The sequence below is a fragment of the Microbacterium sp. F2E genome, assembly GCF_020905435.1.
Taxonomy (GTDB): Bacteria; Actinomycetota; Actinomycetes; order Actinomycetales; family Microbacteriaceae; genus Microbacterium; species Microbacterium lacticum.
This window is the reverse complement of record NZ_JAJJIB010000024.1, coordinates 1-26,401: the sequence shown is the minus strand read 5'-3', so window position 1 is coordinate 26,401 and position 26,401 is coordinate 1. Positions and strand designations below refer to the sequence as shown.

The following is a 26,401-nucleotide window of genomic DNA, read 5'->3' as shown; positions in this document are numbered from 1 at the left end:
TAGCGTGAGACACGAAGACCTCCGTGGTCAGGATGCGAGTGTGGTAACCCACATCCTGCCCGGAGGTCTTCGCCTACCTCACCCGTTCACAACCTCCCGAGGAAGTACACAGGACACCGACGAAGATGTTGTACGTGCGCCGGCTCAACGGCACGGTTCTGGAAGTCGTCGTCGCGCGAAGACGCGACGAGCCTCCGTTCCGTGCAGGCGTGCGCGCGCGCATAACGTACTCTCCCGAGAAGGTGCCGCCGCAGTGTTCGGGATGCGACGGAAACGACCCTCCCACAGGAGAGCCGGCGTGACTCTCTGCCAGGAGAGTTGGTTCGCGCCCTCCCCCAGGAGGACACTCTTCACGAGCCTATAGCAACATCCCATCAGTGACACGTGCGATCCATGCACTTGTGGAGTTCCTGAGCGACCCCTGAGGAACAGGGTCGCGTCAGCCCGCCCGAGGCGAGCAGACCCCGGTCGGCCCGGGCGCTCTTTGGACGATCTTGAGCGTCGCCCCGGCCCTACCGGGCACCCTCGCCGGGCGCAGCCACGGCACGCACGGTGCGGAACAGGATCTGCAGGTCTTGCATGAACGACCAGTTCTCCACGTAGTACAGGTCGAGGCGCAGGGCATCTTCCCAATCCAGTCGCGACCGTCCGCCGACCTGCCAGAGGCCGCTCATTCCGGGCTTGACCAGCAGCCGGCGCTCGGCGGCGTCATCGTAGAACGCCACCTCCGCGGCGCGCTGCGGCCTGGGGCCGACCAGGCTCATCGTGCCCGCGATGACGTTGAACAGTTGTGGGAGCTCGTCGATGGAGTGCTTGCGGATGAACCGGCCGACTCGAGTGATCCGGGGATCGTCGACGACCTTGTGCAGCGGACGGGTGCTCGTCCCCTGCAGATCGAGCAGGCTCGCCAACTGATCATCCGCCTCGGGAACCATCGAGCGGAGCTTCAGCATCGCGAACGGCTTGCCGCCGCGCCCGATGCGGGTCTGGCTGTAGATGATGGGCCCGCGGCCCTCGATCCGGATGGCGGCGGCGGTGAGGATCATGACCGGCAACGCGACCACCAGGATCACGGCGGCGGCCGCGATGTCGAACGAGCGCTTGACGAACCCGCGATAACCGTTGAGGGTCGGGTACTCGACGTGGACGAGAGGAAGCCCGGCGGCGGGTCGGGAGTGGATGCGCGGGCCGGCCACGTCGGTCAACTGCGGCGCGACGACGAGGTTCGCGTCGCGGTCGGCGATCGCCCAACCCAGCCGACGCATGATGCCCGGATCCACCTCGTCGGAACCGGCGACGATGAGGGTGTCGGCATCGACGGCATCCAGCGCCGACGCTGCGCCGGCGAAGCCGCCGACGACCGGCACGCCCTCCACCGCGGTGATGCCGTCGCCCTGGGTGACCACACCGACGATCTCGAACCCTGTGCCCGAGGTGCGCCGGATGGAATTGATGATGTGCGCCGCCTTGCGCGGCTCACCGAGCACGACGGCGCGGTAGACGTATTTCCGTGCGCGCTGCTGTGCGCGCAACCACTGCCGCCAGATCCATCGCGAGAGGATCAGCGCGATGGTGCCGAGGGGAACGACCACGAGCAGAAGCGACCGTGACACCTCGATCCGCAGGAAGAAGGCGAGCGAGACGAGCAGGGCGAAAAGAGCGACGCCCGCGTTGGCGATGCGCGCGTACTCGAGCGGGCCGTTGCCGACGATGTGACGCTCTCTCGTGTCGAAGGCGGCGAGTGCGATGAACCACAGCACCTCCATCGCGATGATCACGACCCAATACGGCAGGTCGGGACCGTCGGGCCACGAGACACGTTCGAACTCGAGCGTGCGCGCGAGAATCCAGAACGTGCCGAAGATGACCACGAGGACGGCGAAGTCGCTGTATGCCAGCCACCGCGCGTAGCGGGTCGGCCAGTCGCGAGACGAGCGTCGCGCGGGGACGAAGCTCGAAGACGCGCGTACCCCTGCGCTGGCTCTTCGCAACATCACTCTGCTGTGCTCCCGACAGAATCCGGTACGCGAGGCCATCCGCCCCGGCGCCCAGTTTAGGACAGACTCACAGATTCCCTGACAGAGCCGCTCAGGAGCAGCCGTCGTCGATCGTCACCTTCACTGGGTGGACCATCGGCGTCGAACGCAGTTCGAGCGGTGCGAAATCGCCCGCACCGGTGAAGGTCGCGGTCACCGCACCGCTTTCGCCGGGATGCTGGGTGAGCTGAAACGCGGCCACCGGCCGGCCGAGATCGGTGATGTCGGTGCGCAGGGGGACGATGTCTCGCCCATCCGCAGTGAACCCGGCGAAGGTCGTGCCGGGAGGGCCGTAGACGAACACCTCCGTGCGGAACTGCTCGGACCTCCAGACGGCACTCTGCACGTAACGGGGCAGGTCGTCGGCGTCGTCCTGGGAGATGTCGAGATGCAGATTCGTCGTCACCGTGAAGGTGGACTCGCCGTCGGTGCACGTGCGGTTCAGATCGACGTCGGACTTCATGTAGTAGTCGATCTTCGAGGCCGATGCGTCACGGAAGAACACCCCGACGGTGGTCGCGTCGGCGTTGTCTCGCGGCAGCACGCCGGCGACGCGCTGGCCCTCGAGCAGCGAGGCCGCCTGAGGGTCTTGCATCCACATCATGAGGTCACCGTTCTCGATGCTCTCGTTGACGGCCCACAGCATGTCCTTCAGATCGAAGTCGCCCGCGGCGACCCGATCGAAGACGGCCGTCGCGACACTCGCGAAGAACGCGTCCGAGGCGCGCGCTTCCGCTTTGCTGGCGTACGGGTCCCACCAGGTGTAGACGTCTTTGAGCAGCACCGAGACGGCATTCTTCGAGGTGATCTCCACATCGCCGACGGTGATCGGGCCGGTGGCCTCGAGCACGCGGCCGAGAGCGATCGGATCGATCGCGATGACCCCGTCGACCGGGCCAGGGCTGATGTCCCTCTCCCAGAACGCCTTCAACAGCGTCGCGGCGGTCGGGAAGTCGGGACGGCTCATCGTGGTGTTGACGTGGTCGACGAGGTACCAGGAGTAGAGGTCGAGCGCACTCTGATCGACCGGCACGTCGACGGCGACACCGTTGGCGAAGTCGGCGCTGCTCGCCTGACCCGCGATGCCGATCTGACCGTTGTCCACCGAGACGAGGGTCTGGGAGGCGGCGCTTCCCCCGAGCGCGAGGAACTCGGCGTTGTTCTGGAACGCGAGGAGGTAGTTTTTCGCCCCGTCCGCGCCGAGCAGCAGCGGCGCCACTTCCAGCGCCGGCGCGGCCGAGCCGACGACCGTGTTCACCTGGTCGATGCCCGAGCGCACCGGCCCGATCAGAAAGTCGGAGGATGCCGCGTCTGCCACCGACGCGGCAACCGCGGTGACCTCGGGGGTCGCGGCCTCGAGAACGGGAAGAAGCCTGGTGAACGGCGAGCCGTCGCCGTTCGCGTCCATCGCGGCGAACGCCGGCGCGCCGACCTCGTTTGCGACGACGTCGAGAGCCTCGCTGGACACACGGACCGCGCGCAGATTGTCACCGGCTGCGGGAATGTACTCGGCGACCCGCCAGATCGGGTCGCCGGCCGCCGACGCCGCGTTGTGCGCGTGCTCCCCCATTCGGGTGACCCGTTCCTGCATCGTCATGTCGGTGCTCGAGTCGGAGAGAAGTCTCTGCGCAGCCTCGAGCTCGCCCTTGACCGTGAGTGCACGGAAGGCGACCCACGCGGCGGCGGCGATCAGCACGATGGCGACACTGGCCACCACGATGCCCACCGTGCGCTTGCGGTTGCCTCGGCGTTCGCGCGGCGCGGTCGGCGCATCCTGCACGGCGGCCTCGCGCGCGGCCGCTTCGCGCGCCGCGCGCCGGGTCTCGTGTTGCATCATTCGATCCTAATGTCGGCAACCTGGGAGGCTTCGGCGTCAGTGCGCGTCACCCTCGCGGTGCTCGGAGATGATCACACCGTCGACGGGGACCGTCACGCTGACCTGTCCGCGCACGGGCGAGACGGTCGTGACGGCGCCGTCGAGGGTGAGCACGTCGAGTGGCCGCGACGACGCGACGCTGGCCTCGATCGGGGCGCCGGTGGTCGAGAACGCCACGGTCCTCTTGTTCACCCCGGTGCCGAAGTCGAACGACATCGCCCCCTCGGCGATCGGGGCGGTGAGCGGCTGCGCGGCGCGACCGGACAGCGCTCGCGTCATCATCGCGTAGACGAATCCCGACGGCTTCGGTGTGAGCGCGGCGACCCCGTCGGTGGGGAAGTAGAAGAGCCCGGCGTTGCTCTCCATCGCCTTGGCGGGGTCGTCGCTGTCATTGACCAGGTCGTACCAGAACATCTTCTGCGCGCCGTGCCCGAGGGTCACCGCGTACATCTTCAGAACGGAGGATGCCTGCACCGCGACGGTGTTCCACCCGGGAACCGACGGGTTGCCCAGTTCGGAGATCCACACGGGCCGCACGTCGCCGGCGTGGGTGCGCATGCTCTCGAACGACTGGTCGATCGTCTCGCCCAGCTGCTGCTCTGTAAGCAGGTAGGGGTGGTAGCTGACGACGTCGGTGTAGGCCATGCCACCGGCCTGCCACAGACCGTCGAACCAGGGACCGTCGTACAGGGCGGTCGCCCCGGCGACGATCGGCATCGCCGGATCGACAGCTTTGACGCTGGTGTGCACCGCCTCGAGGAGCGGAACGTAGCATTCCGGGGCGGTGCCGCAGTTCGACGTATTGAACCGCGCGTGATTGAACTCGTTGTAGACCTCGACGCCGACGAGATCGAAGCGCTGCACGATCGCCGCCGCGTATCTGCCGTAGGCCGCGAGCGCTTCCGGATTGTCGGGCACCTTGTCGGTGTTGCTGTAGAGCTTGTTGCCGTAGTTCACGATGCCGAGCACCTTGATGCCGTTCTGGTGCATCTTGTCGAAGCCGTCGGCGTAGACCGGGTCCCAGTCATACTGGCCCGCGACCTTCTCGTTCCGCCGCCACAGCACGTCGTTGCGGATCTCCGCGCCGCCGACCGAGCGCGTGTACCGCGCCGCCGCATCATAGAGCGCGTTCTCCACGTGGACGCTGACCCCGAACCGGTCGTCGGCGTTGGAGACCTCTCCGTCGACGATGGCGAACGGCGCGGTCGTCAGGACGCCCGCCGCGTCGGCGAGGTGGAGGATGTAGTACCCCTGGCCGAGTGCGGACACCGGAATCGTCGCCACCGAGCCGTCGGAGGTCACCGAGCCGTCGGACACGACCGGATCCGACCCCGACGTCCCGTCGCCACGGGTGATCGTCCACGTCGCCTCGCCCGGCGTGAGCACCACCGAGAGCAAGGCCGTCTCCGTGCGCATCAGGAGTGACGTGTTGACGACGCGATGCGCGAAGGTGACGTTCTCGAACGACGCGTTGGGCACGACGTTGGCGCCCTTCTTCTCCGCCACGACGATGTCGTCGATCGCGAGACCGGTGACCGGCGCATCCACCCGGAGGGCGATGGACAGCTCGGACGTGCCCGAGACGGTCACCGTGCCGGTGATCTCGGTCCACGAGGCATCCAGCGCGGGAAGAGCGATCGCAGTTGCGCCGACCTCGAGTGCAGCGTCGACCGCCGTGGGCTTCTCGGCGAGAAGGCGCACCCGTGCGGAGACGTCGTAGGTCGTGCCATCGACGACCGGGGCGGTGATCTGAGCGACGCGGATCGGGGCGTCGACGGTGGGGGCGTCGACGACGAGCGCGATCTTGCCGTCCGCCGCATCCCCGACTTCGGGGCCGACCTCGGCGACCGCCGTGCGGGGCGCGAGCTGCCAGTCAGCGACGGCACCCTCGACCGCGGCCACCTGCGGCAGCGCGACAGCCGTCGCCGTCGGCGAGGGCGACGGCGAGGCGCTGACCGTGGGCTTCGCGTCGGGGTGCGTCGCGGCACCCCACACGATCGCCGCCGTCACGCCGACGAGGGCGACCAGAGCGCAGAGCGCGGTGATGAGAGCAGTGCGGCGTCGCATGTGCGGAGGTCTCCCCTTCGTGGTGCGGCGCCCGCGATCGCGAACGTCCGGGCTCGGGTCAGTCGCTGCCATAGATATCGCGGGTGTACACCTTGTCGGCGACGCCCGAGAGCGCGTCGGCCATGCGGTTCGTGATGATGACGTCGCTGCGCGTCAGGAAATCATCGAGGTCGCGGACGACCTCGGAGTGGTAGAACTCGTCGTCGTCGAGGGTCGGCTCGTAGACGAGGACGTCGACGCCCTTCGCCTTGATGCGCTTCATGATCCCCTGGATCGATGAGGCGCGGAAGTTGTCGGAGCCGGACTTCATGATCAATCGGTAGACGCCCACGGTGCGGGGCTCCCGGGCGAGGATGTCGGAGGCGACGAAGTCCTTGCGCGTGCGGTTGGCGTCGACGATCGCGGCGATGAGGTTCTGCGGCACCTCGGAGTAGTTCGCGAGGAGCTGCTTCGTGTCCTTCGGCAAGCAGTAGCCGCCGTAGCCGAAGGAGGGGTTGTTGTAGTGCGACCCGATGCGCGGGTCGAGCCCGACGCCCTCGATGATCTGTTTGGTGTCGAGGCCGTGCACGGCGGCATAGGTGTCGAGTTCGTTGAAGTATGCGACGCGCAGGGCGAGGTAGGTGTTGGCGAACAGCTTGATCGCCTCAGCCTCGGTCGAGTCTGTGAGCAGCACCGGCACATCGGTGTCGATCGCGCCCTCGAGCATCAGACGCGCGAAGAGCTGGCCCGCCTCGCCGCGATCGCCGACGACGATGCGCGACGGGTGGAGGTTGTCGTAGAGCGCGCGCCCCTCGCGCAGGAACTCCGGCGAGAAGATGATGGTGGATGCCGGGTGCTCGGCTGCGACCCGCGCCGTGAACCCCACCGGCACCGTCGATTTCACGACGATGGTCGCAGCCGGGTTCACCGCGGCGACGTCCGCGACGACCGCTTCGACGGAGGAGGTGTCGAAGTTGTTCGTGACCTCGTCGTAATTGGTGGGCGTGGCGACGACGACGATCTCGGCATCACGGTAGGCGTCTTCCGCATCGAGCGTGGCGGTGAGATCGAGCTCTCGGGTGGCGAGGTACTCCTCGAGTTCGGCATCGACGATCGGCGACTGCCGGCGCGCCAGCAGGGCGACCTTGTGCTCGTCGATGTCGACGGCGACGACCTCATGGTGCTGTGCGAGAATCACCGCGTTCGAAAGCCCCACGTACCCGGTTCCGGCGATCGCGATCTTCACCTCTCCAGCGTATCGGCAGGAGACAGGCCCTCCCGACGGGATAAAGTCGACGGCGATGTCGCCGGTTCCTCTTGTCTCCATCGTCGTGCCGGTCTTCGACGACGCGGCGTCGATCCGCGCCGCGCTGGCGAGCGCCACCGCGCAGACGCTCGCCGACGTCGAGATCGTCTGCGTCGACGACGCCTCGACGGATGCCACCGCGGGGATCATCGAGCAGGTCGCGCTCGGTGACCCGCGGGTGCGCCTCGTGCGCCACGACGACAACCGCACGGCGTTTCAGGCCCGGCGCACCGGCATCCTCGCCGCACGCGGGGAGTACGTGCTGTTCCTCGACGGCGACGATGAGCTGGCCCCGCGCGCAGCGGAGGTCGTCGGAGGGCTGGCCCAGGAGTCGGGCGCCGACATCGTCGGGTTCGGCGTCGACGTCGTCGAACGCGACGGCCGCACCGGCGGCACGTATGAGCGCCGTCTGCAGCCGGCCCACGACCGGCGCGACGGCATCGACGTGCTCACCGGACTGTTCCCCGAGGGGGGCCGCGCGCAGGGTCAGCTCTGGCGGCACCTGTACCGGACGAGCCTCCTGCGGGAGGCGTACGCGCTGGTGCCGGACGATCTGGCGCTCGCACGGGTCAATGATCTTCCGCTGCTGTTCCTCGCGGCAGCGCTGGCACGGTCGTACGTGTCGGCACCGGAGCGGCTCTACCGCTATCACTTCGGTCGCGGCGGCAGCGGGCACCGTGTCGACACGGTGGAGCGCGCCGAGTTCTACGCCTCGGCCGTGGTGTCGGTGGACGCGATCGCCGCCGCCGTCGAGACGATCGCCTCGGCGGCGGCGGATGGGGAGCCCATCCGCCGGTCGTACGCCTCGGTGCGCGCGTCGATCCTCGGCTACGTCGTCTATCAGCTGACGCAGCAGGCCGACGGACCCGTTCTCGATGCGGCACTGGCCCACCTGCACACACTCGCTTCGGCGCACGATATCGTTCACGCCGCCGCGACGTTCTATCCGCAGACGCTCAGCACGCTGCGGCGCCACACGCCGTGGATGCCGCGCAGCGATCGCCCTGTCCGCAGTGTCTTGCTGGCGACATCGACGCTGCGCACGGGAGGCGTCTCCGCCGTGCTCAGCGCACAAGCACGCTATCTGCGCGAGGCGGGGTATCGCGTGACGATCGTGGCACGCAGCGGGGGCAGCGAGAAGCGGGCGATCCCGGCGGGCACGACCTTCGTGGAGATGACGGGGCGCTCGCTCGCGGAGCGCCTGAAGGAGTGGGCGGGGATCTGCCGGAACCACGAGGTCGACGTGATCATCGACCACCAGGTGCTGTACACGCAGTACTGGCCGGAGTTCGCGCTGATGGCGCGCGCGGAAGGCGTGGCGACGATCGGCTGGCTGCACAACTTCGTCGCCCGGCCGATCTACGACGGCACCGACCGTCTGAGCCTCATCGAGGAATGCGCCGGCACGCTCGCACACCTCGTGACGCTCTCGCCGCTGGACGTCGCGTACTTCCGGCTGCGCGGAATCGAGCACGTCTCGTGGGCGCCGAACCCGCCGTCGCCGCTTCTCACCGACAGCGTCGCGCATCCGCCGTCGCCGCAACCGCCGCGCGGGCGGCTCGAGCTGGTGTGGTGGGGGCGTCTCGAGCAGCGCACGAAGCAGGTGCGCCAACTCGTCGACGTCGGCGTGGAGCTGAAGCGGATCGGGGTGGATTACCGCCTCACCGTCATCGGCCCGGACTGGGGGGATTTCACGGCCCGCACGCTCAACGCCGAGGCACGCCGCCGCGGCGTCGGAGCCGAGGTGCGTGCGGTCGGTCCTTTGCACGGGTCCGCGCTGATCGCCGCGATCGACCGATCGGATGCCTTCGTGTCGACCAGCATCATCGAGGGATACCAGCTGACGATTGCCGAAGCCCAGTCCCGCGGGCTGCCGGTGTTCATGTACGAGCTGCCGTGGCTGCCGCTTGTGCAGGGCAACGACGGTGTCGTCGCGGTCGCCCAGGGCGACGCCCGCAGTCTGGCCGCGCGTATCGCCGCCGTGGCGTCAGACGCCGACGACTACGCGCAGTTGTCGGCGTCGTCCCTGGCCGCGGCGCGGCGCGCCACCGATCACGATTTCGCCGGACTGTACCGCGACCTCGTCGCCGGGGTCGCGCGCCCCGAGCTCTCGCGCGCGCCGACGGAAGACGACGCGCGCCGACTTCTCGGCCTCTTCGTGTTCTACGCCGAGCGCTCACACCGACTCGGCCGGTCGACAGGTCTCGTCTCCCTCCGGGGAGAACGGTTGTGGGCGACGGCCGCCCCGTGGGGACGGGCCGTGCTGCGCCGCCTTCCCGGGCTCCGCCCCCTCGCGCACCGGGCGAAGGGGTGGCTGGGGGCACGCTGAGGAGCTCCGGCTCAGCCTTCCGTGGTGCCGTCGCTCTCGGCGGGCGGGTCCGGCTCGACGGGAGCGCCGGTCTCGCCGCCTCCCGTGCCCGGATCGGTTTCCCCTCCACCCGTACCCGGATCGGTCTCGCCACCCGTGCCGGGATCCGTGCCGCCACCGGTACCCGGATTGGTCTCGCCTCCCGTGCCGGGATCCGTGCCGCCGCCCGTGCCGGGATCCGTGCCGCCGGTTCCTGGGTCGGTGACCGTCGACCCACCGCCGTCTGTGCCGTCGCTCTCGTCGACGAAGCCGTTGGAGCCGCCGCCGCTCTCCTCGTCGGGCGCCGGTGTCGCGGTGGGCTCAGGGGGCAGAGCGCGCGTGAGCGTCACGGTCGAGCTGACCCTCGATCCTTCGCCGCCCGCGACAGTCAACGTGTACACGCGAGCCTCCTCCGTGCAGGGGAAGGCGACCGCGTAGGCGTCGGTCTTGTCGGGCAGGCCGCTGGCCAGGGGGCGGTCGATCGCGTCGATCTCGGCTGCGCCCGCCGCGAGCGCGACCCACACGGCGTCGTCCGCCTCCCAGCTGAGCTTCGCTTCCGCGGTTCCCGTGGGCGCAGCACACGCGACGGTCGGCGTAGCCGCCGCAAACGCGGAAATCGCGGGCGGTGAGGCGAGCTCGCGCGTCGTGGACGAGCCATCGTCGGCGCGCGTCAGGCTGCCCATCACAGCGACCGCCGCACCGGCGGCCGCTGCGAGGAGAATGGCCGCACCGGTGATCACCCCGATCAACACCCGTCGGCGGAGACGCTCGGATGCCTCCTGCCGGTAGCGCTCGCGTCGCGCTGCCGTGCGCAACCCCTCCGCGGGGGTGATGAGCTCTTTCGCCTCTGACGCAGCATCCGCGATGAGCTTCTCCAGCGGCGAGAGGGACGCATCGGGATGCGCCTCAGGAGAGGCCGGGGCGTTCGACGGGGCGGCACCTGTCTTCGGCGCGGTATCGCTGGCCGCGCCGACGGCGACGCTACCTGGCTGTTTCGTCCAGCGAACGTACTCATCGATGACGTCGGCCGACGGCCCGTCTGCCCTGAGCTCACCTTTGTGTATCCAAAGCACGCGCTCGCACGTGTCTCGGAGAGATCCGACCGAATGGCTGACGATCATCACGAGACCGGCGCTCTGCTGCAACTCTCGAATCCGCTGATCGCTTTTCGCCTTGAACCTCCGGTCACCGACCGAGAGTGCCTCATCGATCAGCAGGATCGAATGCGTTTTGGCCGAAGCGATGGCAAAGCGCAGCCGCGCGTTCATGCCGGAGGAGTACGTTCGCATCGGGTGATAGAGGAACTCGTTCAGCTCGGCGAAGTCTGCGATCTCATCGACGTGGGCCGCCGCTTCATCCGGCGTGAACCCCATCGCGAGGAGCCCCAGCTTGATGTTGTTCTCACCAGAGAGCTCGGGCACAAGCGCCGCATTGACGCCGAGCAACACAGGCCGCGCGGCCGCCCAGATGGTCCCCTCAGCCGTGGGGATGAGACCGGTCATCGCACGGAAGAGTGTCGACTTTCCCGAACCGTTGTGCCCGATGACGCCGATCGTCTCACCCTCTGAAGCGGTAAAGCTCACACCGCGGAGCGCCGGGATTGTGTGAAGTTCACGGCCTCCCCGGAGCACGCTTAGGCGCAGCATGTTCTCCCGCGGATTGAACCGTTTGCCGGATGCGTACACGCGGTAGTTGACGTGCGCGTTGTCGGCGACGATCATCGGGCGCGCCCCAGCCGCACTCGTGACGGCAGCGCCGGAGGGGAGCAGAACGTCAGTCACTGAGGCCGTACCTCGCCTCGGCCTGCCAGAAGTACACGACACCGATGAATAATGTTCCGACCGCCCAGATCGGCGCCGCGATCCACACGAGGGTGCTGACAGAATGGGACTCGAGAAGTACATCTCGGCTCAGCGCGATGAACTCATACGTGGGAATAAGTTGGGCGAACGTCAACAGCGTGGGATAGTCCGCCAGCGCACCGTCGATGCTGAAGAAAATGCCGCTGGCGTAGAACAGGACACGTGTGATGACAGGTATGAGTTGCTGGACATCTCGCGCCTGAACCGACAGCCGCGCAAAGATCAGGGCGATCCCGAGGTTAAACATCGCCATCAGCCCGAGAACCGGGACGATGAGCAACCACGACCAGGTGATCGGTTCGCCGAGGATCACGAGGAGGATGCCGAGGAGCACGATCACCGGCACAATTCTCATCGCCTGTTCGGCAACGACAGAGACCGGGAGCAGGATGCGAGGGAAACCCAAGCTCTGCACAAGCTTGCCGTTGCCCGTGACGGCCTTAGCGCCACTGCCGAAACACCCAGTAAAGAACTCAAATATGAATATTCCGACGAGTAGGAACGGTACGAAGTCGTCGGGACGGGCTGCACCCGACAGAATGAAGCTGAATACTGAGCCGTAGAGGATCGCCATCAAGAGCGGTTTGAGCACAATCCACAAGACACCTAGTCGATTGCGAAGGAGCCCGCCGATAAGCCGATAAGACGCCAGAGTAAACGCAAACGTCCGGCGCTTCCACGCTTCGGCGAGGTATTCCCCGAGCGGCGGTCGGCGACCGACCTCGTATAGTCCTTCGGCGGGGGCAGGAAGGCGGGCATCCATAAAGGGGATCGCTACCTCTCTGACCACGGTGCACACGGTGGGTACCCCTCCGTGTGCATGACTCGCCCTCGATGATAGCGCGGGGGTCTTCTTTTCCCGTATCGGCGCGACGCCATCGACCGTCGCACGAGGCTCACGCGACGGCATCCATCGCGGCACGAATGCGTGCGGTGAGATCCGCGACGTCGGCGCGCGCACCACTGATCGCGGGCGCCAATCCAGGCAGATGCGCCTCGAACCGCGCCGCGAACTCCTCGAACTCGTCGTAGCGACCGACCAGGCTGCCGAGCCCGACAGCCGTCAGCAGGCGGGCGATCTTCTGCGGGTCACTCCCGGAGCCGATCGGGTAGGCGCCCTCGGTCGCGCCGATGATGAGCCCGTGCGCGCGGTCACTGATGACGGCGAGCGATTGCCGGTACACCGCCCGCCCGTAGACGTCGAGGTCGTCGTGGCGCATGCTGGGCGGGGTCAGGTATTCACCGCCGAGCGCATCGGCCAACCGCACCGCGCGCGGAGCGTCGCGGCTGACCTGCGCCACCGTGACGATGCGGGATCCGGTAGCCGCCGCGAACGCGCGCACGGCGGCGATCCACGCCTCGCCCGGCCACGCCCGGTCGAAGCGCAACGTCACCGCGAGCAGCGGTCGCTGGTCCGCCGGAGCCCACTCCTCGACCGGAGATCCTTCGGAGTACGCCCAGTCCGGCGCGTACTCGCCGAACCCGGCACCATCGCGAGAGCCCTGATCGCGCCACGACATCACCGAGGCTCCCCGCATGACGGGGTCGAACGCGACGCCGCGCAGGTTGTTGACGTCCTTGATGCCGATGCCCGCGAAGATCAGGGCACCGCCCCCGTCGAGCACGCGAGCGCACTCGGCGGCGCGGCGCGCCACCGGAAAGCCACCCACGCGGGGATTGATCTCGCCCGCGTTGAAGGCATGCACCGGCCGCGTCGCGGCGGCCTCGGCATCCGCCCACTCCAACCGGCGGTCGTAGAAGGTCAGGTCGGATGCGGCGACGAAGCCCGCCGTGTAGTCACTTGTGGCCTCACCGAGGTACACGTGGACGTGCCGCCCCGCACCCCGGAGTGCCTCGAGGTACGCGACGCGCAGTGCGGAGTCGCCGAGGTTGTCGTCTTGCCCGCTGAGGTGCGCGAAGACGTGCTGAACCGGTTTCAAAATCACTGCACCCTACTTTAGGGTGGGTCCGTGTTCTCCGTGCCGCGTCTCCGGAACCGGAAGCGGCCTGTATCGGGCGCGGACGGCGCCCCACCGACCGTGTTCGTGACGTCGCGCCCGCCCCGGCACCGCCTCGACTTCGTCGACCAGCTGGTGGGCGACGACTCGGCCGGCGAGGCTCCCACCGACGTCGTGCGCGAGTACGGCACGAACCCCGCGCGCGCACACGACGTGGATGTCGTGCATCTCACCGACATCACGCACGCCATCGGCGGCGGGCTGACCTCAGAATATGAGCGCGCGCGCCGCGCGAAACGGCTCGTCACCCTGCTGCGGCGCCAAGGGACCGCGCTCGTGCGGAGCGTCCAGCCCGACGAGCGCGGGCGCGCGCCGTCGCGCGCGGAGGCGATTCTCGACCGGGCCGTCGCAAGTTTTATCGCTCTGACCCCGTCGACGTCCGCGACGGGGCACGAAGCCGTCGTCATCGCGCACAGCCACCTGCGTGCGCGCTTTCTCGGCTTCCCGCGCGAACAGGCACACGCGGGACGCATCCTGATCACCGCACACACCACCTTCGGCCCGGCATATGAAGCCGTCATCAAAGTTTTCTCTGCGACCGAACCCGGCGACTGGACGCTACGCATCGCCGGCGAGGTGCCGGAGCCGTTGGCGGAATCGTTTTCGCGAACGTTGGGCGATCACGCCGATACGATGTCGCTGCGGGACGAGGCGTTGTCGGATGCCGCGTCGGTGGAGGAGATCGGTCGTGCCGAGATCGTGCTGGTCACCGCCCCGGAGAGCTATGAAGGTCAGAGCCTGATCCTCTGGGCACTTTCGCTCGATCGTCCCGTCCTGGTGGAAGACTCCCCCGCCACGCGATCGCTGGCCGACGAAGTCGGGCAGCGTTGGGTGCGCCGCTACCCGGCGCCGTTGACCGCAGCAAAGCTGGAGGACGCGTTGCGAGGCTTCCGCACGGATCCGCCCGTGGGCCGACCCAACCTGGATGCGCGCGAGCCGAACGAAATCAGCGCGCAGTACTCAGCCGTGTTCCGGGCCACGGCCGGACGCTGACCGACGACGGACCCGGACCGCATGACTTCGACGCCTCTCCTCTCCTTCATCGTCACCGCCGAGGAAGGAGACCGCGCGGCCGAAGCAACGCTGCGCTCGTGCCTCGCGCAGTCGTTGCGGCAGGTTGAAGTCGTCTATGTGCGTGCGACCAACGCCGCAACGACCGATCCCGTCGCTGACTCGCGCGTCCGCACTGTCACCCAGCCTGCGGGTACCCCCGTGGCACAGTTACGGCGCACCGGCCTCGACACCGTGACCGCGCCCTACGTCCTCACCGTCGAGGCGGGCGACGAGGTGCACACCGGCATCGCGAGCCACCTGCACCGGCTGATCGAGCCCAGCGATGTCGACATCGTCGGCTTCGGCGTGACCACCCACGACGTCACCGGCGCGCAGACGACACTGGCTGTCGCGGCGGGGAACTCGCTCGAGGGAGCGGACATCATCCGCTACCTCGTTCCCCGTGAGACGGCAGCTCGGCTTGATCCGTGGCGCGCAGTGTTCCGCACGGCGCTGTTGCGCGAGGCCTACGCGGCGGCTGCCACACCAACCATGGATGACCGCGGCATCGTTCTGCTCGCCTACGCGGCGGCCGCCGCCTACACCGCAGTGAAGACGGTGGAGTACGAGCGTGGATCGGCCCCGCTCGAAGCCACCACACCGTCTCCGCTTGCCGACTTCCACAGCGCCCGCACGCGCATTGACGAGTTTCGATCAGTGGAGCCTGAGGTCCGCGCCCGGGCACGCCGGGACGCGAATCCGGAACCGCTACTTGACGCGTATCAGGCAGGCGTGCTCACGCTCGTGGCCGACGCGCTCGCCCGATTCGCGGCGTTGTCGCCCGCCGAGCGTGCGGATGAGCGTGGCTGGCTGCACGACCCCACCTACGAACTCGATGCCGTGCTGGCAGCGGTGACCCTGGCTCCCGATCTCATGCCGCTGCTGGCGACCGAAGGCGAGCGCCTCGAACTCGGCCGCAAGCCCGTGCAGAGCGTGCTGCTCACGACGAACGTCCTCACCACAGGCGGGGTGTCGGGCGTCCTGCTGACCCAGGCGCGGTTCTTGCTCGCGGCCGGGCATCGTGTGACGATCGCAACCCACCGCCCGGGCAGCGCCGAGCACCTCGTCCCCGAGGGTGCCACGCTCGTGCAACTCACCGGCACGAGTCGGCGGCAGCGCGTGGCGCAGTGGGCGCAGCTGTATCGGCGACACGACGTCGACATCGTCATCGACCACCGCATCCTGTACTCCCGGGATTGGCCGGCATTCGCCCTCGCGGCGCGGGCGGCCGGGGCCGCCACGATCGGTTGGATCCACAACTTCGCCGGTCGCCCGACGTACAACGGCAATGACCTGCAGACACTGCTCGCGACGCACTTGGATGCGCTCGCACACCTCGTCGTCCTGTCGCCGCTCGACGTGGCGTTCTGGAAGCTGCGCGGCATCCCGCACGTCAGCTACCTGCCGAACCCGCCGTCTCCGTTCCTGTTGAACGCGGGCGGAACAGATGCCGGGAAACCGGCCCCCATCGGGCGTCGCGCGGAACTCGTGTGGTGGGGCCGCCTCGAGGAGCACACCAAGAAGGTGACCCAGCTCGTCGAGGTCGCGGCGGCGCTCGGCAAGCTCGGCGTCGACTTCCGGCTTCGCATCGTCGGCCCGGCGTGGGCGGACATGAATCCGGAGCGCCTGCACGAGCTCGCCGCGAAGCGCGGCATCGCCGATCGGGTCATGGCCACCGGCCCCCGGCACGGCGCAGACCTGCTCGAGGTGATCGATTCGTCCGATGTCTTCGTGAACACGAGCATCATCGAGGGCTACCCGCTGACGATTCCCGAAGCCCAGTCGCGCGGACTTCCCATCGCGATGTACGACATGCCATGGCTCTCGCTCATCCAGGACAACCCCGGGGTCATCACGACGCCACAGCACGATCCCGAGGCACTCGCGATCGCGATCGCCGACGTGCTTGCCGACCCGACGCGCTACGAAGCGATGTCGCAGGCATCGGTCGCGGCGGCGGCGCGCGCCACCTCCTACGACTTCGCTCAACTCTACGAGCAACTCATGTACGGCGAACTCCCGCCGGAGAACTCCCCCGAACCGACGCTGGGGGATGGACAACGCATCCTCGACCTGCTCCTCTTCTTCGCCGAGCACAGCACGCCCCCGCCGCGCGCGACACCGAGCCGCGCCGTGCCGCGCGCGCGAGCACGACGGGGCCGCAGACGTCCGCGCACGCTCGGTGAACGCATCGAGCGCAAGCTCACCCCGCTCGGACACCGGGTCATCGACGCGGCGCCGTGGCTGCGACCCCTCGCTGGCAACGTCAAGAGCGTGCTGCTGCGCCGCACCTGAAAGACCTCATGGACACGACTCCTCTCGTATCGATCGTCATCCCCGTCTTCAACGACGCGGAGGTGATCGCCGGCGCTCTCGACAGCTGCCTCGCCCAGACACTCACGGCGATCGAGGTCATCGTCGTCGACGACGCGTCCACCGACGACACCGCAGCCGTCATCGAACGTTACGCGGCGGCGGACGACCGCATTCGTCTCGTGCGTCAAGCGCACAACTCCTCCGCCTTCCAGGCGCGTCGCGTCGGAATCCTCACCGCACGAGCGGATCATCTGATGTTCCTCGACGGCGACGATGAACTCGGCACGGACGCCGCAGCGGTGGTGCTGGCGAAGGCACGGGAGACGCACGCCGATCTCGTCCAGTTCGGCATCGATGTCGTGAACCGTGAGGGGCGCACCGGCGGCCGGTTCGAGGCGCGCTTGCAGCCGCGGCACACCGCTCTCAGGGACTTCGACGTGCTCCGTGGCCTATTCCCTCTCGACACCGTCGCGCAGGGTCAGTTGTGGAAGTACTTGTTCCGCCGACAGCTGCTGCTGGATGCGTATGCCTTGATGCCGGATGATCTGATCCTCCCCCGCCTGAACGACCTGCCGATCGCGTTTCTCGCCGCCGCTCTGGCGACGAGCTACGCGTCGGTGCCGGACCGCCTGTATCGCTATCACTTCGGGCGAGGGGGTAGCGGGCAGAAGGTGCGCGACCTCGAGACGGCATCGTTCTACGCGGGCGCGATTCGGTCCATCGACTCGATCGAGCCCGCCGTCACGGAAATCGCACGCTCGTCGGCGACCCCCGACGCGGTGCTCGCCACCTATGCATCGGTGCGGCGCGCGATCATCGGCTACACGACCCACTACCTCGCGGAGCACACACGCGCAGATCTGCTCGACGATGTGTTCGCCGACCTGTACTCGCGCGCGTCCGCCCGCGACATCGTCCAATCCACGGCGCAGCACTGGCCCGACGACGTCGACACGCTCGCCGCCCACCCGGGCGGGATCACCTTGCCGGAGCGCCCCGTGCGCAGCATCGTGCTTGCCACCAACCACCTGCGCACCGGCGGAATCTCCGGCGTCATCATCTCGCAGGCGCGTGTGCTTCACGAGGCCGGCTACCGCGTCACGGTCGTCGCGCGGGAGCCGGGGAGCGACCAGGCGCTGGTGCCCGCCGGCGTGGACTTCGCCGAAGTCTCGGCCGCCCCCCTCGGTGCCGCGCTTGCGGAGTGGAGCCGGGTGTGTGCGAGCCACGAGGTCGACCTCGTGGTCGAGCATCAGTGGCAGTATTCGACGGCATGGCAGGCGTTCGCCCTCGCGGCGCGTGCGGACGGCGCGGCGACGATCGCCTGGTCGCACAACTTCGCCGGACGGTCGATCTTGTTCGGCCTGGGCCGGTTGGAGAGTGCGCCGCGGTACTTCGCACTGCTGTCGCACCTGGTCGTGCTTTCACCGCTGGACGTCGCGTTCTGGAAGCTCCGCGGGATGCCGCGGGTGTCGTACCTGCCGAACCCGCCGTCATCGCTCCTGCTCGACGCGGGGCTGGCATCTGCTCCGATACCTGCACCCCACGGCAGACGACTGGAGCTCATTTGGTGGGGCCGGCTGCAGGAGCGCAGCAAGCGTGTGACCGAGCTGATCGATGTCGCGGAGCAGCTTGCTCGGTTGGGCGTCGACTTTCGCCTCCGGATCGTCGGGCCGGACTGGCGCGACATGAGCGCCGCACGGCTCAATGCGATGGCTCGCGAACGCGGACTCGGCCAGCGCGTGCTGGCCGTGGGGCCGCTACGCGGTCAGGAATTGATCGCGGCGATCGACTCTTCTGACGTGTTCGTCAACACAAGTGTGATCGAGGGCTACCCGCTGACGATCCCGGAGGCGCAGTCGCGCGGGCTGCCCGTCGCGATGTATGAGCTGCCGTGGCTCACACTCACCAAGGACAACGGCGGTGTGGTGACCGCCCCGCAAGCGGATGCCGCCGCGCTGGCCACTCGGATCGCGGCGATCGCCGCAGATCCCGAGCTCTACACGCGAATGTCGGCTGCGTCCGTCGCCGCGGCGCAGCGCGATCTCGACTACGACTTCGTGACCGCTTATGCGCAGCTCCTCACGGACACGCTGTCTGCCGAGCACTCGCCGGAGCCGACACTGGACGACGCCCAGCGCCTCATCGACCTCACGATCGACTTCGCCGAACAGCGCTCGCGATCAATCGCACGCGCCGCACGACCGGAGTCTGCGGCCACGTCGCCGTCTCGCTCCGCAACCGGACGGGACTCCGTCCGCGGGAAGATCGTCGACAAGGCCCGCCCCGCCGCGGAGGCTGTCCTCGACATCGCCCCGTGGCTGCGCCCCGCGGCGCAGACCGTCAAGCGCCGCCTGCTCCGGTGGTGAGTGATCGACTCGGGCGCGTGCGGGCGGGTGTGGGAGGATTTTTTCCTATGAAGGGCATCATTCTTGCGGGCGGTTCGGGGACGCGTCTGCATCCCATCACCCTGGGTGTGTCGAAGCAGTTGATCCCGGTGTATGACAAGCCGATGGTCTATTACCCGTTGTCGACGCTGATGCTCGCGGGGATCGATGAGATCCTTGTGATCACGACGCCGCATGATGCGCCGTTCTTCGAGCGGTTGCTGGGCGATGGGTCGCAGTTCGGGGTGTCGTTGAGGTTCGCGGTGCAGCCGTCGCCGGATGGTCTTGCGCAGGCGTTCACGATCGGGGCGGACTTCATTGGTGGCGACAAGGTCGCTCTCGTGCTGGGTGACAACCTGCTGTATGGGCCGAGTCTGGGTCGTCAGTTGAAGCAGTACGCGGATGTGGATGGTGGGGCGATCTTCGCGTACTGGGTCGCGGAACCGGGTGCGTATGGTGTCGTCGAGTTCGATGACACGGGGCGGGCGATCTCGTTGGAGGAGAAGCCCGCACAGCCGAAGTCGAACTATGCAGTCCCGGGGCTGTATTTCTACGACAACGACGTCGTCGAGATCGCCCGGACTCTCGCCCCGTCTCCGCGGGGTGAGTACGAGATCACGGATGTGAACCGTGCGTACCTGGAGCGGGGGAACCTGCAGGTCGAGGTCCTCCCCCGGGGGACGGCGTGGTTGGACACGGGCACCTTCGATCAGATGACCGATGCCGCGGAGTACGTCCGCACGATGCAGCGCCGCACGGGCATGTCGATCGGGGTGCCCGAGGAAGTCGCGTGGCGGCAAGGGTTCCTCTCCGACGATGACCTGCGGGTGCGGGCGGAGAAGCTGGTGAAGAGCGGGTACGGGACGTACCTGCTGGATGTTCTGAAGAGAGGCCGCTGATGGCGCATCTGCTCGTGACCGGGGGTGCCGGGTTCATCGGCTCCAACTTCGTCCACCATGTCGTGGACCACACCGACCACACCGTCACCGTGCTCGACAAACTCACCTACGCCGGCAACCGGGCCTCCCTGGCGGGTCTGCCCGAGAACCGGGTGAACCTCGTCGTCGGTGACATCACCGACGCGGCCCTCGTCGACAGCCTGTTCGCGAACGCGGATGCTGTCGTGCACTACGCGGCCGAGTCGCACAACGACAACTCGTTGAACGACCCGCGCCCGTTCGTCGACACGAACATCATCGGCACGTACACGCTGCTCGAGGCGGCCCGCAAGCACGGCACGCGCCTGCACCACATCTCCACCGACGAGGTCTACGGCGACCTCGAGCTGGACGACCCGGAACGGTTCACCGAGTCGACCCCGTACAACCCGTCCTCCCCGTACTCGTCCACCAAAGCCGGATCCGACCTGCTCGTGCGGGCATGGGTGCGGTCATTCGGGGTGCAGGCCACGATCTCGAACTGCTCCAACAACTACGGCCCGTACCAGCACGTGGAGAAGTTCATCCCCCGCCAGATCACGAACGTGATCCGGGGCATCCGTCCCAAGCTCTACGGCAAGGGCGAGAACGTGCGCGACTGGATCCACGCCGACGACCACTCCTCCGCTGTCCTCACCATCCTCGATGGGGGCCGGATCGGCGAGACCTACCTGATCGGCGCCGACGGCGAGAAGGACAACAAGACCGTCGTCGAACTGATCCTGACCCTCATGGGTCAGCCTGCGGACGCCTACGACCACGTCACCGACCGCGCCGGCCACGACCTGCGCTACGCGATCGACTCCACCAAACTCCGCACCGAGCTCGGCTGGCAACCCCAATACCGCGACTTCGAAGCAGGCCTTGCCGCCACCATCGACTGGTACAAGACCAACGAACCCTGGTGGGCCGCCGACAAAGACGGCGTCGAAGCCTTCTACGCCAGCAAAGGACAGTGACGCGTTGTTTCCTCGATTCAGAAGGCCGGCCGAGGCTGACAGGACGACAACCGTTGCGCGGTGGAGCCCGACACTCAGTGGCGGTCGTAGCGCCGCCGCGAAAGCGCTACTGCAAAGCGGAATCTTCGACCACTCGTTCTACGCGCAGATCTCGCACGAGTTGGGTCGGACCCCGCGACAACTGGCCCAACACTATGTCGACCATGCTCTTGCGTCGGGGAGATCACCTCATCCTCTGATCGAGATCGACTTCCTGCCTCCCGCCGTACGTGAGGCGAGCCGAAACGACGACGGAGTCGCACAACTGCTCGATTACCTCCGCACGCCGGATGCTCGCACCCACGCGTGGGGGCCGCTGTTCGACCCTCGCGTCCTCAGCGGTGACCCGCTGACGGAGCTCGCCGGATGGAGCTCCGATCTGCCGCTTCCCGTTCCCGAAGACTTCGAGGGTACGCCGCCCACCCTCGCTCATGCTCGTTCCGCTCTCTTGGAGTTCGCCGATCAGTATGGTGAACAGTTCGCCGCCTCGCTCCCCCCGCGACGCAAGAAGTGGGATCGCACAGCGACCCAGCAATGGGTCGCGCAGATCACTTCGGCGGGCACTGGCTCCGACGCGCTCGTCTCGGTGATTATGCCTGTACTCAAGCGCGCAGACATGGCCGGGAAGGCGATCGAGTCGGTCCTCTCGCAGACGCATCGACAGCTCGAATTGATCGTGGTCGATGACGGCTCGACCGATTCGACTCGAGACATCGTCGCCGAGTACGCCCGGGCCGACTCCCGCGTGCGCCTGCTCGCGGGACCGCACGCTGGCGTCAGCGCCACCCGCAATACCGGACTCCGCGAAGCGAGCGGCGAGTTCATCGCCTTCCTCGATAGTGACAACAGCTGGACCCGTCGCTTCCTCGAACTCTCGTTGGCCGCGCTCGACAGGTCACAGGCGGTCGCGACGCATGCAGCACTGCGCTTGCATGGCGACGAGGGCAGGATCGAATACCGCGGCGGCGATGCGCAGCTGGCGGACCTGCAATTGGGCAACTCTGTCGATCTGAACGTGATCGTCGTGCGTTCTCACGCGTTGCACCAGGTCGGTCATTTCGATGTCACGTTGCGTAGATGGGTCGACTACGACCTCGTGCTTCGGCTGGCGAAGATCGGACGCCTGGAGTACCTGCCGTTCATCGGGTGCGAGTATGACAACAAGACGACCGATGGGCGCATCACGCAAGGCGAATCGCTCCACTGGCAGTGGGTCGTCAAGGAGCGAAACCTCATCGACTGGTCCGCGGTTCGCGCCGGATCTGCTCAGCGCATCGCGGATCGCACAAGCTTGGTCATCGTGATCGCTGGTGCGACGGGGCACAGCGTGCGTTCCATCGACCGACTTCTGCACAGCTTCAGCGGCGATCTGGAAATCGTCATTGTGGACAACGGGTCACGCGAAGCGATTGGACGTCGACTCGTGCTGAGGTACCTCAGCGAGCCGCGCGTACGTTATTTCCGCCTGCCTGCGAACAACAACTTCGCACTCGCCGCGAACTACGGCTACACCCAGACGACCGGCGAGTGCGTTGCGTTCCTCGACAGCGATGCCGATCCGCGCGACGGATGGCTCGAGGCATTGTCCAATGAGCAGCGCGAGTCTGGGGCTCTCGGCGTCCAGGGTGTCCTCCTGAACCCGGACTACACCGTTCAGCACGCCGGCTACGCGTTCTACGACGGGGTGCCGCTTCCCAGCGCTCTCCTCGCGGACCTCACCATCGACGACGCGACCGATGTCGACCTCAACGACCTCACGGCGATCAGCGCGAGTGCGAGTCTTTTTGACGCCCGCGCTTTCGCAGACCTCTCCGGGTTTGACCCGCTCTATGCAAACGGGCTCGAAGATGTCGATCTCTGCCTGCGCGCACGGCGGGACATTGCCCACGCGAACTTCTCCTGCACCACGCGTGCGATCGTCATCCACGAACGAAAGTCTTCGGCACACCGAGATCGGCGGCAGGGCGCTAACCGCCGCACATACCTGGAGCGTTGGTCCGGGAACCGGGAACCCGAAGATCGACGACGCTACGAGTCGCTATCCATGACCTTCACTCGCTTCGCCCCGACCTTCGGCCCGGGCTTCCCCTCGGCCAACCCGGTTCTCATGCGTGATGCGGATCGAGTCGAGGTGCAGTCCAGCGCTGCTCCTGCGTCGCTGCGATGGGCAATCAAGACCGGCGTTCCCTGCACGCGCGGCGGTGACCACTGGGGCGACATCCCCTTCGCGAACGACCTCGCGAAGGCTTTGCGCACCCAGGGGCAGCAGGTCGTCATCGACAGACATGAGGCATGGACCCGACCGACGTCGTACCTGGATGACGTCATCCTCACGCTGCGCGGCCGCCACGCTATTCCTCCGCAGCCAGGTGCGCTGAACATCATGTGGGTGATCAGCAGACCCGACCTGGTGACTGTCGACGAGGTGCGGTCGTATGACGTGGTGTTCGCGGCGTCGGAGAAATGGGCGGCTTGGATGTCAGCGCGTGCCGGCAGGACGGTCGAACCGCTGCTGCAGGCGACCTCGCCCGAACGGTTCCGCCCAGACCTGTCTCTGGTTGAAAGTCCCGACGATCTCATCTTCGTAGGGGGCAGCCATGGCCACGAATATGGGGCTCTTCGGACTTTAGGTGGGGGTGGTGGGGTCGAGGCCGCCGGCGATGAGGAGCATGCGGAGTCGGTAGTTGTCGTAGTTGCGGAAGCCGCGGGCGACGCGGCGGGCGAGTTCGATGAGGCCGTTCACGGCCTCGGTGCCGCCGTTGGATGACCGGTCGGTATCCCAGTAGGACAGGAACGCGACCCGCCACTGACGCAGGGTGCGGCCGAGTCGGGCGATCTCGGGGATCGGGCAGGTGTCGGGAGCGATTCGAGCACGTGCTCGGCGATCTTGCGCCCGGTGGCGAGGTCGGCATGCCGGTAGGCGTCGCGGAGTTGCTGCGCGGCCTGCCAGGCGACGTCGACCTCGACGTGCTCCTCGCGCTGCGTGAACGCGGCATCGAGCCGGGCCTTCTGCCGGTCGGTGAGTCGTTCCTGCCCGGCGCGGAGGATGTTGCGGATCCCGTAGAGCGCATCACCTCTGCGTCCGCGGTGCCCGAGGGTGTCTTGCTGGACGCGGCGGCGGACCTCATCGACCGCGGTGGTGCCGAGCTTGACGACGTGGAACGCGTCGAGCACCGCGACGGTATCGTCGAGCTCGTCGTCGAGGGCCTTCTTGTAGCCGGCGAACGGGTCCAGCGTCGCGACCTGCACCCCGTCACGGAACTCCTGCCCGCGCTCTTGCAGCCAGTCGGCGTAGGCCTTCGCGCTGCGCCCGGGCACGAGGTCCAGCAGGCGGGCCCTCACCCGCCCGGACGCATCGCGCGACAGGTCGACCATCCCGGTCAGTTCCTTCGGACCCCGCCCGCCATCGGCGACGGGTCTGGTGGACACGTGGTGCCAGAGGTGCTCGTCGACGCCGAGCGTGGTGACCCCGTCGAAGCGGGACTCGTCCGCGGCGCGCGTCTCGAGCACCGGCCTGACGTGTCGCCAGACCGTGCGCCACGACACCCCGAGCTGGCGGGCGACGCCCTGCACCGACGCGTTCTCCCTCCGCATCTGCCCCACCGCCCAGATCACCGCTCGGGCCGTGACCTTGGCGCGAGGCGCGGCGACCAGAGCGTTCTGCTCGGTGAACGACTCCCTCGGGCACGCCTCATCAGCGCACCGGAACCTGCGCTTGCGCCACCGGACCCGCACCGCAGCGGCGCTCATCGGCGCATCGACCAGCACGAGCGCCTTCCGGCCCCGCGACTCGGCGACCTGCCCGCACCCCGGGCACCCGACCGGCCCCGGCGGGGACTCGACGTCGATCAGGAGCACGCCGTCGCGGCAGCGCTCGACAGCCACCACGTGCAGCCCGCCGAGGCCGACGAGCACATCGCAGCGAACACAGTAGACAGCAGAAGACGGGCACGCAGCGGCGCACCCCGTAGCATCGGGCACGGGTCGAGGTCTCCGAACGGAAAGGAAGCTTGATCGCTACCGATCCTCGGGGCCTCGACCCGCCCCACCCCGTCACCACGCGGCCCCGCACATCACCCACCCCCACCGGAAGTCCGAAGAGCCCCGAATCTGCCGGACGAACTGATTGTTGCGGAAACCGTGCAGGGGGCCATCGCTTCAAGGGCGGAAAGCGGGGCAGTCTATTGGGACGCACCAAATCCGCGTCGAAGCTACGTTCGTGGTGCGATCTACGACACGAGCGGCCGCCTCATCAACCTGTCCCAACGGAAAGGCGGGATGAACTCGGACATGGTTCTGTCCGTTAATCCTCCCGTTCTTTCGAGACGTGAGCGGGGCGAAGCGATCGAACGAACGCACGCAGGGCGGTGGCTGTACGCGGGGAGCTGGATGCACGGGTTCGGTCATTTCCTCGTCGAGACGTTGCCCACTCTTTGGCCGCTGCTCGAGGATCCGCGCGGGTTCGATGGAATCTGCGCCCACCGCTTCAACTCTCTGAAGACGTTCGACTGGCAGTTCGAGATTGTTGGACTGCTATCGAGCAAGCCCATACACGTCATCGACGATGACCCGTCCCGGTATGCGGAACTCGTCGTTCCCGCAAGGACGTACCACTACCAGGTGGCGATCCACCCCGTGGCGACACGAGTTTGGGACTTGGTCTCGAGCAGGGCCGCGGAGGGCGCATCTGATAGTGATGGACCGTCCATCTACCTCAGTCGATCAAGGTTTCAGGCTGAGCAGCTCGCAAATGGCGTGACGAGCGGGCGAGAAGTGAAGAACAGTGAGGCGGTTGACGACGTTTTCGCCGCATTCGGGTTCCGCGTCGTCTATCCCGAGACGCTGGCGGTAACGGAGCAGATCCGCCTGGCACGGCAGGCGCCTATTGTGGCGGGCGCTGCAGGGTCAGCTCTGCATCTGAGCGTCTTCACCAAACCCGGCGCGAGAGTCATCGAACTCGGCGATACCAGAACGGGATCGAACGTCGTCGCAACCCAGAGGGCTATCTCGTCCGCGAAGAGGCAGCCCACGGCGCACATCGCTTACGCCGAAGCAACACCTGGGAGCGTGGACCTCGACCATCTGCGAAACAGGTTGCGCGAGTTACTCGCCTAGGTGTACTTCCACGTGAGGTTGTGAACGCGGGCTGAGGGGGTCTGGCCGCCGATCCCGGTGTGGGGTCTGTGGTGATTGTAGTGATGCAGCCAGGTCTCGTATGCCG

Annotated in this window: 15 protein-coding genes and 2 pseudogenes; 8 read left to right on the top strand and 9 right to left on the bottom strand. The window is 67.4% G+C overall.

Annotated elements, in window-relative coordinates; genetic code table 11:
* Positions 1-512: 512 nt before the first annotated feature.
* The 4 genes from LOK55_RS13345 to LOK55_RS13330 all read right to left on the bottom strand — a co-directional run bounded on the left by LOK55_RS13345 (position 513) and on the right by LOK55_RS13330 (position 7,204).
* A complete protein-coding gene (locus LOK55_RS13345) occupies positions 513-1,994 on the bottom strand; it encodes a sugar transferase (protein ID WP_229935755.1) in 1,482 nt (493 codons plus the stop codon).
* A 94-nt stretch (positions 1,995-2,088) separates the two neighbouring features.
* Complete coding sequence (locus LOK55_RS13340; protein ID WP_229935754.1) at positions 2,089-3,870, bottom strand: DUF4012 domain-containing protein; 1,782 nt, start codon at positions 3,868-3,870, stop codon at positions 2,089-2,091.
* A gap of 39 nt (positions 3,871-3,909) precedes the next feature.
* On the bottom strand, positions 3,910-5,979 hold the full coding sequence (locus LOK55_RS13335; protein WP_229935753.1) for a hypothetical protein: 2,070 nt from the start codon (positions 5,977-5,979) through the stop codon (positions 3,910-3,912).
* Between the two features lie 58 nt (positions 5,980-6,037).
* The gene (locus LOK55_RS13330; protein WP_229935752.1) at positions 6,038-7,204 is read right to left on the bottom strand and encodes a nucleotide sugar dehydrogenase; all 1,167 of its coding nucleotides are present in this window, start codon (positions 7,202-7,204) and stop codon (positions 6,038-6,040) included.
* A gap of 55 nt (positions 7,205-7,259) precedes the next feature.
* Here LOK55_RS13330 and LOK55_RS13325 point away from each other — a divergent pair, with 55 nt between their 5' ends.
* On the top strand, positions 7,260-9,593 hold the full coding sequence (locus LOK55_RS13325; RefSeq protein ID WP_229935751.1) for a glycosyltransferase: 2,334 nt from the start codon (positions 7,260-7,262) through the stop codon (positions 9,591-9,593).
* Positions 9,594-9,604: 11 nt separating this feature from the next.
* Here LOK55_RS13325 and LOK55_RS13320 read toward each other — a convergent pair whose 3' ends face one another.
* From LOK55_RS13320 to LOK55_RS13310, 3 genes are all read right to left on the bottom strand, one after another.
* A complete protein-coding gene (locus LOK55_RS13320; protein ID WP_229935750.1) occupies positions 9,605-11,332 on the bottom strand; it encodes an ABC transporter ATP-binding protein in 1,728 nt (575 codons plus the stop codon).
* 52 nt (positions 11,333-11,384) lie between these two features.
* The gene (locus tag LOK55_RS13315; RefSeq protein ID WP_229935749.1) at positions 11,385-12,272 is read right to left on the bottom strand and encodes an ABC transporter permease; all 888 of its coding nucleotides are present in this window, start codon (positions 12,270-12,272) and stop codon (positions 11,385-11,387) included.
* 97 nt (positions 12,273-12,369) lie between these two features.
* Positions 12,370-13,419, bottom strand: a complete 1,050-nt coding sequence (locus tag LOK55_RS13310) for a hypothetical protein (protein WP_229935748.1) — start codon at positions 13,417-13,419, stop codon at positions 12,370-12,372.
* 24 nt (positions 13,420-13,443) lie between these two features.
* Here LOK55_RS13310 and LOK55_RS13305 point away from each other — a divergent pair, with 24 nt between their 5' ends.
* The 6 genes and pseudogenes from LOK55_RS13305 to LOK55_RS13280 all read left to right on the top strand — a co-directional run.
* The gene (locus LOK55_RS13305; RefSeq protein WP_229935747.1) at positions 13,444-14,484 is read left to right on the top strand and encodes a hypothetical protein; all 1,041 of its coding nucleotides are present in this window, start codon (positions 13,444-13,446) and stop codon (positions 14,482-14,484) included.
* 21 nt (positions 14,485-14,505) lie between these two features.
* Positions 14,506-16,839 (top strand): glycosyltransferase, encoded by a 2,334-nt coding sequence (locus tag LOK55_RS13300; RefSeq protein ID WP_229935746.1) that lies wholly within the window; start codon positions 14,506-14,508, stop codon positions 16,837-16,839.
* An 8-nt stretch (positions 16,840-16,847) separates the two neighbouring features.
* On the top strand, positions 16,848-19,226 hold the full coding sequence (locus LOK55_RS13295) for a glycosyltransferase (RefSeq protein ID WP_229935745.1): 2,379 nt from the start codon (positions 16,848-16,850) through the stop codon (positions 19,224-19,226).
* A gap of 47 nt (positions 19,227-19,273) precedes the next feature.
* Positions 19,274-20,143, top strand: a complete 870-nt coding sequence (gene rfbA / locus LOK55_RS13290; protein ID WP_229935744.1) for a glucose-1-phosphate thymidylyltransferase RfbA — start codon at positions 19,274-19,276, stop codon at positions 20,141-20,143.
* A complete protein-coding gene (gene rfbB, locus LOK55_RS13285; RefSeq protein ID WP_229935743.1) occupies positions 20,143-21,141 on the top strand; it encodes a dTDP-glucose 4,6-dehydratase in 999 nt (332 codons plus the stop codon). The genes rfbA and rfbB overlap by 1 nt, the downstream gene beginning before the upstream one ends.
* A gap of 631 nt (positions 21,142-21,772) precedes the next feature.
* A pseudogene (locus LOK55_RS13280) lies at positions 21,773-22,804 on the top strand (glycosyltransferase family 2 protein); the annotation flags it as partial.
* Between the two features lie 1,002 nt (positions 22,805-23,806).
* Here LOK55_RS13280 and LOK55_RS13275 read toward each other — a convergent pair.
* Positions 23,807-25,068 (bottom strand): annotated as a pseudogene (locus LOK55_RS13275) (ISL3 family transposase).
* A 402-nt stretch (positions 25,069-25,470) separates the two neighbouring features.
* Between LOK55_RS13275 and LOK55_RS13270 the strand changes: the two are divergent.
* Positions 25,471-26,295, top strand: a complete 825-nt coding sequence (locus LOK55_RS13270) for a DUF563 domain-containing protein (protein ID WP_229935742.1) — start codon at positions 25,471-25,473, stop codon at positions 26,293-26,295.
* Here the strand turns inward: LOK55_RS13270 and LOK55_RS13265 are convergent.
* On the bottom strand, positions 26,292-26,401 hold a 110-nt coding region (locus LOK55_RS13265; protein WP_229935756.1), incomplete at its 5' end, for an integrase core domain-containing protein. The genes LOK55_RS13270 and LOK55_RS13265 overlap by 4 nt on opposite strands.